Source organism: Candidatus Marivariicella sp., from assembly GCF_983056325.1.
Genome location: NZ_CEZOWA010000008.1, coordinates 65903 through 81397, shown reverse-complemented (window position 1 = coordinate 81397; position 15495 = coordinate 65903). Strand labels below are relative to the sequence as shown.

Annotated in this window: 9 protein-coding genes and 1 other RNA gene; 7 read left to right on the top strand and 3 right to left on the bottom strand. The window is 31.8% G+C overall.

The genetic code is table 11. The annotated features are described in order from the left end of the window. Nucleotides 1–141: 141 nt before the first annotated feature. Nucleotides 142–542: a transfer-messenger RNA gene (ssrA, locus tag AC3ATN_RS04130) on the bottom strand. A 64-nt stretch (nucleotides 543–606) separates the two neighbouring features. After that, the gene (kdsA, locus tag AC3ATN_RS04125; RefSeq protein WP_487531967.1) at nucleotides 607–1422 is read right to left on the bottom strand and encodes a 3-deoxy-8-phosphooctulonate synthase; all 816 of its coding nucleotides are present in this window, start codon (nucleotides 1420–1422) and stop codon (nucleotides 607–609) included. A 117-nt stretch (nucleotides 1423–1539) separates the two neighbouring features. On the opposite strand from kdsA, the gene typA reads away from it, so the two are divergent. Then, the gene (gene typA, locus AC3ATN_RS04120; protein WP_487531966.1) at nucleotides 1540–3342 is read left to right on the top strand and encodes a translational GTPase TypA; all 1803 of its coding nucleotides are present in this window, start codon (nucleotides 1540–1542) and stop codon (nucleotides 3340–3342) included. Here typA and AC3ATN_RS04115 read toward each other — a convergent pair. Beyond that, complete coding sequence (locus AC3ATN_RS04115; protein ID WP_487531965.1) at nucleotides 3339–4052, bottom strand: cell division ATP-binding protein FtsE; 714 nt, start codon at nucleotides 4050–4052, stop codon at nucleotides 3339–3341. The two genes, typA and AC3ATN_RS04115, sit on opposite strands and share 4 nt — an antisense overlap. Nucleotides 4053–4139: 87 nt before the next feature. On the opposite strand from AC3ATN_RS04115, the gene AC3ATN_RS04110 reads away from it, so the two are divergent. The 6 genes from AC3ATN_RS04110 (at nucleotide 4140) to mdh (ending at nucleotide 15435) form a co-directional block, all read left to right on the top strand. Then, a complete protein-coding gene (locus tag AC3ATN_RS04110; RefSeq protein ID WP_487531964.1) occupies nucleotides 4140–7139 on the top strand; it encodes a tetratricopeptide repeat protein in 3000 nt (999 codons plus the stop codon). Further along, nucleotides 7132–8880: a hypothetical protein gene (locus tag AC3ATN_RS04105; protein ID WP_487531963.1), complete on the top strand. Its 1749-nt coding sequence runs from the start codon at nucleotides 7132–7134 to the stop codon at nucleotides 8878–8880. Before AC3ATN_RS04110 ends, AC3ATN_RS04105 begins: the two co-directional genes overlap by 8 nt. Before the next feature lie 73 nt (nucleotides 8881–8953). Beyond that, nucleotides 8954–10576, top strand: a complete 1623-nt coding sequence (locus AC3ATN_RS04100) for an amidohydrolase (RefSeq protein ID WP_487531962.1) — start codon at nucleotides 8954–8956, stop codon at nucleotides 10574–10576. A gap of 149 nt (nucleotides 10577–10725) precedes the next feature. Next, entirely contained in the window at nucleotides 10726–12399 is a 1674-nt protein-coding gene (gene asnB / locus AC3ATN_RS04095) for an asparagine synthase B (RefSeq protein WP_487531961.1), read from the top strand. Between the two features lie 141 nt (nucleotides 12400–12540). Further along, complete coding sequence (gyrB, locus tag AC3ATN_RS04090) at nucleotides 12541–14481, top strand: DNA topoisomerase (ATP-hydrolyzing) subunit B (protein WP_487531960.1); 1941 nt, start codon at nucleotides 12541–12543, stop codon at nucleotides 14479–14481. Nucleotides 14482–14499: 18 nt separating this feature from the next. Beyond that, the gene (mdh, locus tag AC3ATN_RS04085) at nucleotides 14500–15435 is read left to right on the top strand and encodes a malate dehydrogenase (protein ID WP_487531959.1); all 936 of its coding nucleotides are present in this window, start codon (nucleotides 14500–14502) and stop codon (nucleotides 15433–15435) included. Nucleotides 15436–15495 lie beyond the last annotated feature (60 nt).

Sequence of the window (15495 nt, the reverse complement as noted above, 5' to 3'; positions counted from 1 at the left end):
GGATAATATACCCATATAGCGAAGCGCTTCCAAAAAGGAAAGTGGATTTATTTAGACCTAGTGTGGGTAGTTCAATAACCGTACAAATACGTATAATAAAAAACCCTAACATATTGTTTATAAATATATTAGGGAATTTTATTGTGGAGTCGGAGGGAATCGAACCCTCGTCCAAACACGCCATAAAGGAGCGTTCTACAAGCTTAGTTTTTGTATAATTTTAGACTTATTGCCGAACAAAAACAGGCTACAATAAGCTTAGCATATTGAGATTGAAAAAAACAAAAAATGCGTTTGTTTTTCGATGTTGACATTTATGGTGCCTCTATATTAATCGCCGTCAACAAGGGCTATTATGAGACATCCGGCTTTCTGACCTAGTCAGAACTTGGCATTAACTTACTTTATTCAGTTAATTATGCAGCTAGAGCGTAGTTATTTTCGCCATTTAAAAGTGTGAAACATGTTATTTACGAGCTAATGAATCAACGCTCGACTTGCTTACTTATTTATTAAACATGCTGTCAAAACCAGTCGACCCCAAAATTTCAAAGAACCTTTTGAATTTCAAAAGTTATCAAAGGTAATTAATATTGAATTTCTAAACTATTGTTGGTTGATTACTTTACGAATTTGAGATAATTTAACTAGTAAAGGTTCAAGTTTTTTAATATCAAGCATATTTGCACCATCACTTTTGGCATTTTTTGGATCAAAATGAGTTTCTATAAATAAACCGTCAGTCCCAACAGCAATTCCAGCTTTGGCTATTGTTTCAATTGCTTTGGGTTGACCTCCTGTAACTCCACTATTTTGATTTGGTTTTTGAAGAGAGTGAGTTACATCAAGAACTGTAGGGGCAATCTCTTTCATTATTGGAATTCCTCTAAAATCAACGATAAGATCTTGATAACCAAATTGTGATCCTCTATCAGTTATCCATGCATTTTGGTTTCCAGAGTCTTTTACTTTTTGGACAGCAAATTTCATACTTTCTGGGCTCATGAATTGTCCTTTTTTTAAATTGATCACTTTTCCTGTTTCTGCGGCTGCAATAATTAAATCAGTTTGTCTAACTAGAAAAGCAGGAATTTGAAGAATATCTACATAATTTGCTGCTTTTGAAGCGTCATTAATATTGTGAATATCAGTTAAAGTAGGGATGTTGAATGTTTCTCCTACTTTAGATAATATTTTTAAAGCTTTTTCATCCCCAATACCAGTAAAACTATCAATTCTGCTCCTATTAGCCTTTTTGAAACTTCCTTTAAAAATGTATGGGATTTTTAATTTATCACAAATAGTTATAGTTTTCTCTGCAATATTAAGGGCCATACTTTCATTTTCAATTGCACAAGGTCCAGCAATTAAAAAAAATTGACCACTTTGAGTATGTTTTATTCTAGGGACATTACTAATCATCAAAAAAGTTTAAACAAATGTACAATAATTCTAGTGTGTGTATAGTATGCAAAGAAACTCCAATTTTAAATTGTTTACCTTTTGAATATGCTATATTTGCCAAAATTTTAACTTAATATGCAAGATTTAAGGAACATAGCTATTATTGCACATGTTGACCATGGCAAGACAACACTGGTTGATAAAATCCTTCACCACTGTTCTTTATTTCGAGACAATGAAGATACAGGAGAGTTGATTTTAGATAATAATGATCTTGAAAGAGAAAGAGGAATTACAATTTTATCGAAGAATGTCTCAGTTCAATATAAAGGTGTAAAAATTAATATAATTGATACCCCCGGTCACGCAGACTTTGGAGGTGAGGTTGAAAGAGTATTAAATATGGCAGATGGTGTACTTCTTCTTGTAGATGCATTTGAAGGTCCAATGCCTCAAACCAGATTTGTTCTTCAAAAAGCAATTGATTTAAAACTTAAGCCTCTTGTTGTTATAAATAAAGTTGATAAGGAAAATTGTACCCCAGAAGAAGTCCATGAGTCTGTTTTTGATTTAATGTTTGAATTAGGTGCCGAAGAGTGGCAATTGGATTTTCCAACTGTTTATGGTTCTGCAAAAAACAACTGGATGGGTCTTGAATGGTCTAAGCCAACAGACTCAATTGAACCTCTACTAGATACTGTATTAGAACACGTTCCTCCACCAAAAATATCAGATGGAACTACACAAATGTTAATTACATCTTTGGATTTTTCTTCTTTCACTGGTCGAATCGCGATTGGCAGATTGCAACGCGGTTCATTGTCTTCAAATATGTCTGTTAGTTTATGTAAAAGAGATGGTAATGTAGTAAAATCAAAAATAAAAGAACTTCATATTTTTGATGGGCTAGGAAGAAAGAAAGTTGAAGATGTTGTTGCAGGAGACTTGTGTGCAGTTGTTGGTTTAGAAAATTTTGAAATTGGTGATACTATAGCTGATATAGAAAACCCCGAATCTCTTCCAACAATAAACATAGACGAGCCTACAATGAGTATGCTATTTACTATCAATGATTCACCGTTTTTCGGGAAGGATGGAAAGTATGTTACTTCCCGTCATATAAAGGATCGTTTGGAAAAAGAATTAGAAAAAAATCTTGCAATGAGGTTAGATCTAACTGATTCAGCTGATAAATTTATTGTTTTTGGAAGAGGAGTTTTACATCTCTCTATTTTGATTGAAACAATGAGGAGAGAAGGTTATGAAATTCAAATTGGACAGCCACAGGTCATTATAAAGGAGATCAATGGAATTAAAAACGAGCCAGTAGAGGAGTTAACTATTGACTTACCTGAAACTGTTTCTGGAAAAGCAATAGAAATGGTTACACTTAGAAAAGGAGAGATGACTAGCATGACCCCTAAAGGAAGTCGAATGGTATGTGAGTTTATTATCCCTTCACGAGGGATAATAGGTTTAAGAAATCAATTACTAACCGCAACTGCAGGAGAGGCTATCATGAATCACAGGTTTATGGAGTTTCAACCATATAAAGGTGAAATACCAAGTAGAATAAATGGCTCCATGATTTCAATGGAAAAAGGTACTGCAATTCCATACTCCCTAGATAAACTTCAAGATAGAGGAAAGTTTTTTATTGGACCAAATGAAGAGGTTTATACGGGTCAGGTTATTGGTGAAAACTCAAGAGGTGATGATATGGTTATAAATGTAACCAAAACAAAAAAACTTTCTAATGTTAGAGCGTCTGGAACAGATGATAAAGTTAAACTCGCTCCTCCAATTAAATTTTCACTGGAAGAAGCCTTAGAATATATTCAAAGTGATGAATACGTTGAAGTCACTCCTGGGTTTATTCGTCTTAGAAAAGTTTATTTAGATGAAAACGAGCGAAAGAGAAGGTCAAATAATGGTTAATCTGATTTAGCTACTACTTCATGAATCTCACCATTTTCAAATTGAAATATTTTTCCAGGAAACTTGATGATCATATTGTAGTCATGAGTAGCCATTAAAATAGTGATTCCCCTTTCATGTAGTTTTTTCAGGAGTTGCATTATATTCTGACTCGTTTCAGGATCCAAATTTCCTGTTGGTTCATCCGCAATTATTAGTTGAGGATCGTTAAGAAGTGCTCTAGCAATAGCAATTCTTTGTTGTTCTCCTCCAGATAGTTCAAAGGGATATTTTTCAGTTGGAATTTTAATAGAAACAAGTTCTAAAACTTCATTTATTTTATTTTCAATTAGTTTTTTGTTTTTCCAACCTGTAGATCTAAGAACAAAATCAAGATTTTGATAAACAGTCATGTCTTGAAGAAGTTTGAAGTCTTGAAAAATAATTCCCATTTTTCTTCTTAACAAGTGTATTTCGCTATTTTTTAGTTTTTTTAAGTCAAAACCAATTACAACTCCTTCTCCCTTATCTATGGGAATATCTCCATATAATGCTCTGATTAAGCTACTTTTTCCACTACCTGTTTTGCCAATTAAAAAAACAAACTCACCAGGATTGATGTTAAAATTAATATTCTTAAAAATAGTTTTATTTCTTTGAATAATAGAGGCAGAACTTAATGAAACCATTTTTTTAGTTGAAGTGATTTTAGTAAAATTAACTTTTACCATCAATCTTTTATATAATTGTTGATAAATTACATCTTTTTGTTCAATATAATGTTGTGAATAAGCTGTTTAAAATTGGTAATTTTGAATATGATAAATAATAAGTTTTTCTGTACAATTTTTTTAGTATCTGGACTTATATTTTCACAAAACTTTCACTTTGATAATACTGATAGATCGCGAAATTTATTTCATAATAATGCTTACTCTAATTCTATTGCATCTCTTAGATTGTCAGAAAACAATTTAAAGTATTCAAATATTGAGTATTTGATTCTACTATCATCTCTTCGAAATAATCAAACGGGAGCAGATAAACAGTTACCTTTCTATTTAGAAAAATTTCCTCTCAACACGTTAGCGAGTAAATTACCATTTGATTTGGCAAATTTTTACTTTGAAAATCAAAGATATTCTTATGCTTTAAAATGGTATAAAGACTTGAAAGAAGATCAATTCACATATACCCTAAGAAATAAGTTTAATTTTAATATGGGATATTCATTGTTTCATGTTAAAAGGTATAAAGCTGCAAGGCCATATTTACAAAAGGTAAAAAACGTTGCTAAATATAAGTCTGATGCTTTTTATTATCTGGGACATATTGCATACCAGCTAGAAGATTATGAAAATGCACAATTTGAATTTAGTAATTCAAATAAAGATTCTACGCAGGATGATCTTAAATACTTTCAGGTAGACATGAACTTTAAATTGGGTCGTTTTCAAAAGGCGATTGATTTGGGACTTGCTTTAATTATTGATTCAAACGAATCTATTAAGTCAGAGTTATCCAAGATAATAGGGGAGAGCTACTTTAATTTAAAAATATATGATAAATCTTTGATTTATTTAAAGGACTACAAAGGTAAAAATGGAAAATGGTCCAATACTGATTTTTATCAATTAGGATATGCTTTTTATAGCTCAAAAAATTATTTAAGTGCAATAGATCAATTTAATAAAATTATAAATCAATCAAATTCACTATCACAAAATGCGTACTATCTTCTCGGAGATAGTTATTTAAAGTCTGATAAAAAAATTGAGGCATTAAGTGCTTTTAGAAATGCCTCTGAGATGAATTTTGATATACGAATTACTGAAGATGCATTTTTGCAATATGCTAAGCTCGGATACGATTCTGGAAATCCGTTTGAGTCCTCTCAAAAAGTATTAGTCCGCTTTTTAAATTCATATCCTAAAAATATTTACGTTAAGGATATTGAATCTATTTTAGCATCCTCATACACCCAAGGAGGTAGATACGATGAAGCTATATCAATACTTGAATCTGGTGGAGAATATAAAGATAATGTAGCGCTTCAGAAAGTATTATATTTAAAAGGTATTGCTTCCTATAATCTAGGTGATTATTCATCAGCCGAATTAGTATTTTTAAAAGCAGTAAAATTAGATAAAACTAAAGAAATAACCGCTAGAGGTTTATTTTGGGGAGGACAGTCACAATTCGAGTCAAATTCGTTTTCTGCAGCCCTAAATTCATACCAACAATACTTCAAATATATCAAAAATAATGCCCTTGTACTAAATGAAAAATTTTGGTATGAGATAGGTTACTGTTATTTTAAATTAGGAAATTATCCACAAGCAATTGATAGTTTTGAGAATCAGCTTGATGAAAAAGATAAAATGAATTCTAGTTATTTGTTAGACACATACCTTCGGTTAGCTGATAGTAATTTTGCGAATTCGAATTACTGGGTAGCTCTAGAAAATTATAATATTTCAATTTCTATGTCTGGAGATAATACGAGTTATCCAAGATTTCAGAAAGCACTATCATATGGTTTTATTCAAAAGCAACAAAATAAAATTGATATTTTGATTGAGTTAACTGGTATTGATCAGACCCATTTTTTGATTGATAAGTCTTTGTACGAATTGGCTAAGACTTATGCAAATCTAAAAAAAAATGAAGAGGCTATTTTGACTTACGATAATCTAGTAAGTCGTTTTCCAAATAGTAGTTTTGCTAGCAGAAGTTACTTGAATAAGGGACTGATTCTCTACAATACAAATGAATTAAAAAAGTCCAAAAATGTTCTGGAGATTGTTGTTGATAAATATAGAAATGATAGAATCATGTCTCAGGCATTAAATACATTAAAAGAAATTTCTATTGAGCTTGGTGAGGTTGGTAATTTTTCTGAATGGTTGAAAGAAAAAAATATAGATTCATTCACTGAGGGTGACTTAGCAAATTCTGCATTTGATGCTGCTGAAAAATTTTATTTTGATAAAAAAAATAAACAAGCTGAAAGACAAATCAAGGAATTTATCATTAGATATCCTACTTACAGTGAATTAAAAACTTTAAGATTTTATTTAGCAGATATAAATTTTCAAAAAAAAGATTGGGAAAATGCTATTATAAATTATGAATATCTTATTGGTTTAACTGAGAATGAGTATACCGAAAGATCAATTGTTAACACTGTTCTAGCTTTACAAAATTTAAACCAAACAGATAAAATAATACCGTTATTGCTTAGGTTGAAAAATTTCACTTCTAATTTAGAGAATAAAAATTTTGCTCTTAATAATTTGATGATGGCCTATTTTAATAATGAAGACTTTTCTAAGTCTATTACTTTATCTAAAGAGGTTTTAGAGGAACATGAATTAGATTCCAAAATCCGGTGGGATGCTCTTGAAATTTACGCTCGTTCTTCCCTTGTTCAAAAAGATTCAACCACGGCCTTCAGGATGTTCAAGGAATTAGAAAATTCTCCAAAAAAAGAGTTAGCGGTTGAGGCAAGATTTTTAAAAGCTTTTCAACTCTCTCAATCTGGAAAATACGATTTATCAAATGATGTAATAGCTGAATTGTCTAAGATTTATGGTAATTATCCAATATGGAGTGCCCGAAGCATCTTATTAATGGCAAAAAATTTTAAATTTCTTAATGACGACTTTCAATCAATATACTTATTAGAAACCCTGATAGAGAATTTCGAACAGTATCCGGAAGTATCTAAAGAGGCTAAAAAACTTCTTATTGAAGTTAAAAATGATGTCTTTGACAAAAACTCATCTTTACCAACTAATATTGAGTCTAATGAGTAGATACTTATCTTTAATATTATTTATTTTTTTTGTTAAAAGCTTACATAGCCAAGATGTCAATGAAGATATTAAAACACAGCAGATAGTAGTTTCAAAATCTTATGTTCCCGAGTTAACAAATATTAATAAAATCAGATCTATTATTGCGTCTAATGATTTAATTATAAGTAAAAAGGTTACTGTTACTTATGAGTTGATTGAGACCCCTGTCATTTCATCTTTCAAGCCAAATAAAGCTAGTCCGTTGACGCTCAAGAGAAATAAAATTGATGATTATGGACTTGACAGTTTTATTGATTTAGGAATAGGGAGTAAGGATCAATTAACTCTTGATTACACTGCTAATTATAAAATTGACAGATCGCAGAGTGTTGGATTGGATATTACCAGTTTAAATTATGGTCAGGTTGATAAAACTATAATATCTAGTGACGAATCAAGATTTATTTTTGGAATAAATCATATTTATTCTTCTCAAAAAATGGAAGTAATTCATAGTGTTTCAGTAGATCAGCATAACATGAATTATTATGGAATTGATACAGAATCAATAGTTTTATCTGACCCTCTACTTTTAGAAAAAATAATTAGTGGTCAGAAAAGGAAAAGGTTAAATGTTTTGTCTAATTGGAGATTTTATAATACGTATTTGAAAGGAGCTAGACTTAACCTTAATTTTATTAATGACAGTTACAAATCACAGGAAAAAAGTTTTGAATTTAAATTGGATATTTTGATTCCAGTTTTTAGAATGAATCTTCTACTAGTTCCAAAAATTTCATACTTAAATTCCTTTTTTAATGAAGATTATTTTGAGAGAAATATAATAGAATCCTCTTTCACAAAATTTGAATCATTAATTCAAATCGGTAATGTTGAAGGTGAATTGAAATATCAATTTGGTGCAAGAATTAATTATCTATTAAATAAATCAAATCGATCAACTGATAATTTTTTCGTAAGTCCTAAATTGATGATTTACTATACTGGCGCTGGTGTAAAATATCAGCCCTACATTGATATTGATGGTGGTGTTAAGATTAATAGCTATTCTGAAATTTCAAATATAAATCCTTATGTAGCTCCTTCTTTGAATCTAGTTCCCACTGAAAACTCATATAATATTAGGTTTGGCTTTAAGTCATTTTTTGATTCTGGTCTTGAATTCAATTTTGGAGCACATTATAAAAAAGAAAAAAACTCAATATTTTTTAATCGATATGCGTTCGATCCAACAGTTTTAACCCAAGGGTATAAATTAGCAAACTCTTTTGGAGTTCAGTATGACAATTTAATTCAATATGGTTTATTTGGAGAGTTATTATTCAATTTTAACGAAGAAAATCTTTTTAAATTTACATTAATTCAAAATAAATATGATTTAGATAATATTTCACATCCATGGAATCTTCCCGGTGTTGAAGGGGATATATCGTTAGATTTAAAAGTACTTAAGAAATTAAGGATAAATGTTTCGGGAAGATATATAGGAACTAGGCCATCCGTTTATAGACAAGTTTTTTTAAATCAACTACCTCAGGATAGTTCGGGTGATATTAGATCTCTCCCTTCATTAACTCAGCTGAAAACAGAGGTAAATTATAAATTAGCTTCCAGATGGATCGTTTATATGAGATCTCAATTTAACATTGGAGTTTTAAATAGTAAATGGGATAATTATTTACTAAATAAAAATTTGTTTTTATTTGGAACGAGGTATGGTTTTGATTTAAAATTTTAACTTGCACTTAAAAACATTTTCACCTCCCAAGTATTTGAATTAAATTTACTAAATCTATTTCAAAAATTTAAAAATGCAAAAACTTTCATACTTAATATTATTATTTCTTTTCCTGTCTTGTGGGGAAAAAGTTGATCTATTAGTATATAATGCTAAAGTTTATTCAGCAAATAACACTTTTGATGAGTTCAGTTCTTTTGTGATTAGGGATGGAGTTTTTATTGAAGTAGGTGGGGATGATTTAAAAGAAAAATACAATCCAAAAAATATTGTTGATGCTCGAGGTTTGACAATTGTTCCTGGTTTAATTGATGCCCATTGTCATTTTTTACAATATGGACTAGAAAATCAACAAATTAATCTAAGAGGAACTAAGAGTTTTAAGGAAGTTTTGGAAAAAGTCAAAAAATTTGTTAATGAAAACAATCCGCAAATCGTTTATGGAAGATATTGGGATCAAAATGATTGGGAGTTGAAAGAATTTCCTGATAAAAAAGAATTGGATAGTCTTTTCCCAAACATGCCTGTTGTTCTTGAACGTGTTGATGGTCATGCTTATTTAGTAAATCAAAAAACCTTAGATCTTTCAGGTATTGATTCTAATACAAAGGTTAAAGGTGGAACTATTGTTATCAAGAATGGAGATCCAAGCGGAATCCTTATTGATAGTCCAATGGAATTAGTTAAAAAAGCCTTACCTAGTCCAAGTATTGATGAAAGGATAAAAGCTCTTCTGTTGGCTGAAGAAAAAAGTTTTGAGTATGGACTAACTACTGTCGATGATGCTGGACTTTCAAAGGAAAATATTTTATTGATTGACAGTTTACAAACCGCGGGCATACTCAAAATGAGAGTATACGCGATGGTTTCTAACGATAAAGATGATGTTACGTATTTTTTAAATAACGGAATCTTAAAAACGGACAAGCTTAATGTTAGGTCTATTAAAGTTTATGCAGATGGTGCGCTTGGATCAAGGGGAGCTGCCTTAAAAGAGCCATATAGTGACATGAAAAATCATAGAGGTAAGTTTATTACATCTATAAGTTCAATGGATAGTTTGGCAAGTGTAATTGCCTTGACGGATTTTCAAATGAATACCCATGCTATTGGTGACGATGCTAATCATTCGATTTTAAAAATTTATAATAGAGTTTTAGAAAATAAAAAAGACCCACGATGGAGAGTTGAGCATTCCCAAATTATTTCTTCAGAAGACTTTCAGATGTTTAATTCCAAAATAATACCGTCAATTCAGCCAACGCACGCCACTAGTGATATGTATTGGGCGGATGAAAGATTAGGAGTGAAAAGACTTCAAGGAGGTTATGCTTACAAGAGATTGCTTGATTGGTCTGGAGTTTTAGCTTTGGGAACTGATTTTCCTGTTGAAAAAATTAATCCTTTTCACACTTTTTATGCAGCGGTTGCAAGAAAAGATTTGTCAAAGCTTCCCTATGGTGGTTTCCAAAGTGAGAATTCCCTTACCCGATATGAGGCTTTAATGGGGATGACTTCATGGGCAGCCTATTCTAACTTTGAAGAAAATGAAAAAGGAAGTATTGAGCCAGGGAAGGTTGCTGATTTTGTGATTCTTGATAGAAATATTATGAAGGTCCCTGAAAATGAAATATTTTCAACAAAAGTTGTGGCAACAATTTTAGCTGGAAAAATAGTATATAGTAATCGCTTTTGATATTAACAAAATTTATTTTCACTCTCATATCTATTTATTATACTTAATATTTTTAACAAAATAATTATATATAATTGATTTTATAAATCATTATATATAATATATTTTATATTATAATTTTAAAATGTATTTTTGATTAAATTTCTTTTATGTGTGGTATTGTTTGTGCTTTTGATTTAAAATCATCTTCGTCGAGTTTAAGACCTCAGATTTTAAATATGGCAAAAATAATTAGGCATAGGGGGCCTGACTGGAGTGGTATTTATTCAGATGAGAATGCAATTTTAGCTCACGAACGCCTCGCTGTTGTTGATCCTATTTCAGGTCAACAGCCTATTTACAGTGAAGATGGTAATTTAATTTTAGCTGCCAACGGAGAAATATATAATCATCTCGAATTAAAAAATAAGTACTCAGCTAAATATAGTTATACTACAAAATCAGATTGTGAAATTATCCTTGCATTGTATAAAGAAATGGGATCAAATTTTCTTAATCTTTTAAATGGAATTTTTGCTTTTGCAATTTATGATTCTGAAGCTAATAAATATTTTATTGCTAGAGATCATATGGGGATCATTCCTTTATATATGGGATGGGATTCAGATGGAACTTTTTATGTTGCTTCAGAGCTAAAGTCTTTAGAGGGTATTTGTGGTAGAATTGAACTATTCCCTCCAGGTCACTATTTAATGAGCGGAGACGACAAGCCCTCGCTTTGGTATAATAAGGACTGGAGAAGTTATCAAAATGTGATGAATAACCAAACGCGCATTAAAGAAATTCATGACGCTTTATCAGATAGTGTGCATCGTCAATTAATGAGTGATGTTCCTTATGGTGTTCTTTTATCAGGTGGTTTAGACTCGTCAATAACGTCTGCTCTCGCGAAAAAATTTTCATCAAAAAGAATAGAATCTAATGATAAACAAAATGCGTGGTGGCCCCAACTTCATTCTTTTTCAGTAGGGCTAGAGGGATCTCCAGATTTAAAAGCAGCTAAAATAGTTTCAAAACACATAGGAACAATTCACCATGAAATAAAATTTACAATTCAGGAGGGTTTAGATGCTATACGAGAGGTGATTTATCATTTAGAAACATATGATATAACTACTGTCAGGGCATCTACACCTATGTTTTTAATGGCTAGAGTAATTAAATCACTAGGTATTAAGATGGTTCTTTCAGGAGAAGGAGCTGACGAATTATTTGGAGGATATTTATATTTTCACAAGGCACCTTCAGCTAAAGAATTTCATGATGAGACTGTAAGAAAGTTAGATAATCTTCACCAGTACGACTGTCTAAGAGCTAATAAATCTCTTGCTGCATGGGGAATTGAAGGTAGAGTTCCGTTCCTAGATAAGGAATTTATTGATGTAGCCATGAGGATTAATCCGAAGGATAAAATGATTAATTCTGAAAAAATGGAAAAATGGATTTTGAGGAAGGCGTTTGAGGAGTATTTGCCGGAAAGTGTAACTTGGCGTCAAAAAGAGCAATTTTCAGATGGTGTTGGTTATAGTTGGATTGATTCTTTAAAAGAAAAAGTAGAAAAAGAAGTTTCTGATGAGCAAATTAATAACGCTCATTTTAGATTTCCAATTCAAACTCCAAAAAATAAAGAGGAATTTTATTATAGATGTATTTTCGAAAGTCATTTTCCCAGTGATGCAGCTGCTCTTAGCGTCCCTTCTGTTCCATCTATAGCATGCAGTACTCCAATAGCTTTGGAGTGGGATGAAGCGTTTAAGAATCAAAATGATCCTAGCGGAAGAGCTATTTCAGAAGTTCACGAAAAATCCTATGACAACGATTAGTTGAAGTGTCGTGTTGTTTATATTCCTTACACAATAATTGTTGATAACTCTCACTTAGTTTTTAGCGGCTAACATCAATAATAGCCTGTGTTTTATTATATTTGAAAGTATAAATTTTCAAATAAAACAGATAATATATTTATGAGTGATTCTGAAAATAATTCTCAATACTCTGCCGATAGCATTCAAGCCTTGGAGGGGATGGAACATGTTAGAAAAAGACCCTCGATGTATATCGGAGATGTTGGGTTAAGAGGTCTCCATCATTTAGTTTATGAAGTTATTGATAATTCTATAGATGAAGCACTTGCTGGTCACTGTGATACTATATCTGTTATTATTAATGAGGATAACTCAGTTACCACTGAGGATAACGGAAGGGGAATTCCAGTAGACATTCATAAAAAAGAAGGTGTTTCTGCTTTGGAGGTTGTTATGACAAAAATTGGTGCTGGTGGAAAGTTTGATAAAGATTCATATAAAGTATCTGGAGGTTTACACGGTGTTGGTGTTTCCTGTGTAAATGCTCTTTCATCTTCTTTAAAAGCAACTGTATATAGGGATGGTAAAGTTTGGGAGCAAGATTATGAGAGGGGAAAGGCTATTTCGCCAGTTAAAGAGATTGGGAAAAGTGATAAAAGAGGAACTTTGGTGACATTTAAACCAGATGAAGAAATATTTAGTCAAACAACGGAATATAATTATGAGACCTTAGCACTAAGGCTAAGAGAGTTATCTTTTTTAAATAAGGGAATTACCTTGTCGATTAAAGACCTTAGAACTGTAGATGAAAAAGGTCAACATCCTTCCGAAGTCTTTTTCTCAAAGGAAGGCCTTAAGGAATTTATTCGTTTTTTAGATGAAAGTAGAGAATCTATTATCGAAGATGTCATATCAATTGAAGGAGAAAAACATGATATTCCTGTTGAAGTTGCTATGATATACAACACATCATATTCTGAAAACCTACATTCATATGTTAATAATATAAACACTCACGAAGGGGGAACCCATCTTTCTGGTTTTAGAAGAGGACTCACCTCAACTTTAAAAAAGTATGCTGATTCGTCAGGGTTGTTAGATAAACTCAAATTTGAAATTTCTGGAGATGACTTTAGAGAAGGCTTAACTGCTATTGTCTCTGTTAAAGTTGCTGAGCCTCAGTTTGAAGGTCAAACAAAAACTAAGTTAGGTAATAGAGAAGTTTCTTCTGCAGTTTCTCAAGCTGTTTCTGAAATGTTAGAGAATTATTTAGAAGAACATCCTAATGATGCAAAAATAATTGTTCAGAAAGTTATTTTAGCAGCTCAAGCTAGACATGCTGCCCGTAAAGCTCGAGAAATGGTCCAAAGAAAATCTGTCATGAGTGGTGGAGGTTTGCCGGGTAAATTGTCAGACTGTTCTGAACAAGATCCTGCATTATGTGAAGTTTATCTCGTTGAGGGAGATTCTGCGGGTGGAACAGCAAAACAAGGAAGAGATAGAAATTTTCAAGCAATTCTTCCCCTACGAGGAAAAATTCTCAATGTTGAGAAAGCGATGCAACACAAAGTTTTTGAAAATGAGGAAATTAGAAATATTTATACAGCTTTAGGTGTTACTATTGGAACTGAAGAGGACAGTAAAGCGTTGAATATTGAAAAATTAAGATATCATAAAATAGTCATTATGTGTGATGCGGATGTTGATGGGAGTCATATTTCTACCCTAATTCTAACTTTTTTCTTTAGATACATGCGAGAACTAGTTGAATCAGGTTTCATTTATATTGCTACACCTCCTCTTTACCTTGTTAAAAAAGGAACTAAGAAAAGTTATGCTTGGAGTGATGATCAGCGTGATCAGTTAGTTTCTGAGTTTGGTCAAGGTTCCGGTGTTCAAAGATATAAGGGGCTTGGAGAAATGAATGCTGAGCAGTTGTGGGATACAACCATGGATCCAAACTATAGAACCCTTAGAAAAGTAACAATCGATAATTTTGCTGAGGCGGATCGAGTTTTTTCAATGTTGATGGGGGATGAGGTTCCACCAAGAAGAGAATTTATTGAGAAAAATGCCGTTTATGCAAGAATTGATGTTTAATTTATTTAAGTAAAGTTCATGAAAGTAACAATTGTTGGAGCAGGTAATGTTGGTGCCTCCTGCGCAGAGTATATTTCGATTAAAAAAATTGCTAGTGAGGTAGTTCTGTTAGATATTAAAGATGGATTTGCTGAAGGAAAAGCACTAGATTTGACTCAGACATCCACAACTTTAGGATTTAACACTTTAATTTCTGGAGTAACTAACGACTATAGTTCTACAGCAAATAGCGATGTAGTTGTTATAACATCGGGAATCCCAAGGAAGCCTGGAATGACTCGTGAAGAATTAATTGGAATAAATGCAGGTATAGTTAAGTCTGTTACTCAAAGTATTTTAGATTTTTCTCCCAATACAATTATTGTTGTTGTTTCTAATCCAATGGATACTATGACATATCTGGCTCTGAAATCTACTGGATTACCCAAAAACAGAATCATTGGTATGGGTGGTGTTTTAGATAGTTCCAGATTTAAAACATATTTATCCATAGCTTTGAACAAACCTGCAAGTGATATCGATGGAATGGTTATAGGAGGGCATGGAGATACAACAATGATACCACTAACAAGATTAGCTAGTTATAATGGTCTTCCAATTAACCAATTTCTAAGTGAAAAGACTCTTGGTGAAGTTTCGGCATCAACTATGGTCGGTGGAGCAACTCTTACAAAATTACTTGGTACTTCTGCTTGGTATGCACCTGGTGCTTCAGTATCATATTTAGTTGATAGTATTTTGAATAATCAAAAAAAATTAATTCCATGTTCTGTAATGTTAGATGGTGAGTATGGGTTAAATGATATTTGTATTGGTGTCCCAGTTATTATAGGAAGTAGTGGAGTTGAAGAAATTATTGATATTGACTTAAATGAAGCTGAAATGGGAAAGCTTCAAAAGAGCGCTTCTGCAGTAGCTAATATGAATTCGGCTCTAAATACTATTCTAAACTAAAAGCTTTTAATGCATCTAATTTCACCTTATAAGTTATATAAGTTGTTAAATACTTTCGTA

Bases quoted from the DNA above. Each gene is read 5' to 3' on its own strand.
- AC3ATN_RS04100 (WP_487531962.1), top strand. From the start codon at position 8,954: ATGCAAAAACTTTCATACTTAATATTATTATTTCTTTTCCTGTCTTGT.
- AC3ATN_RS04110 (WP_487531964.1), top strand. From the start codon at position 4,140: ATGATAAATAATAAGTTTTTCTGTACAATTTTTTTAGTATCTGGACTT.
- kdsA (WP_487531967.1), bottom strand. From the start codon at position 1,422: ATGATTAGTAATGTCCCTAGAATAAAACATACTCAAAGTGGTCAATTT.
- mdh (WP_487531959.1), top strand. From the start codon at position 14,500: ATGAAAGTAACAATTGTTGGAGCAGGTAATGTTGGTGCCTCCTGCGCA.
- typA (WP_487531966.1), top strand. From the start codon at position 1,540: ATGCAAGATTTAAGGAACATAGCTATTATTGCACATGTTGACCATGGC.
- AC3ATN_RS04115 (WP_487531965.1), bottom strand. From the start codon at position 4,052: ATGGTAAAAGTTAATTTTACTAAAATCACTTCAACTAAAAAAATGGTT.
- AC3ATN_RS04105 (WP_487531963.1), top strand. From the start codon at position 7,132: ATGAGTAGATACTTATCTTTAATATTATTTATTTTTTTTGTTAAAAGC.
- asnB (WP_487531961.1), top strand. From the start codon at position 10,726: ATGTGTGGTATTGTTTGTGCTTTTGATTTAAAATCATCTTCGTCGAGT.
- gyrB (WP_487531960.1), top strand. From the start codon at position 12,541: ATGAGTGATTCTGAAAATAATTCTCAATACTCTGCCGATAGCATTCAA.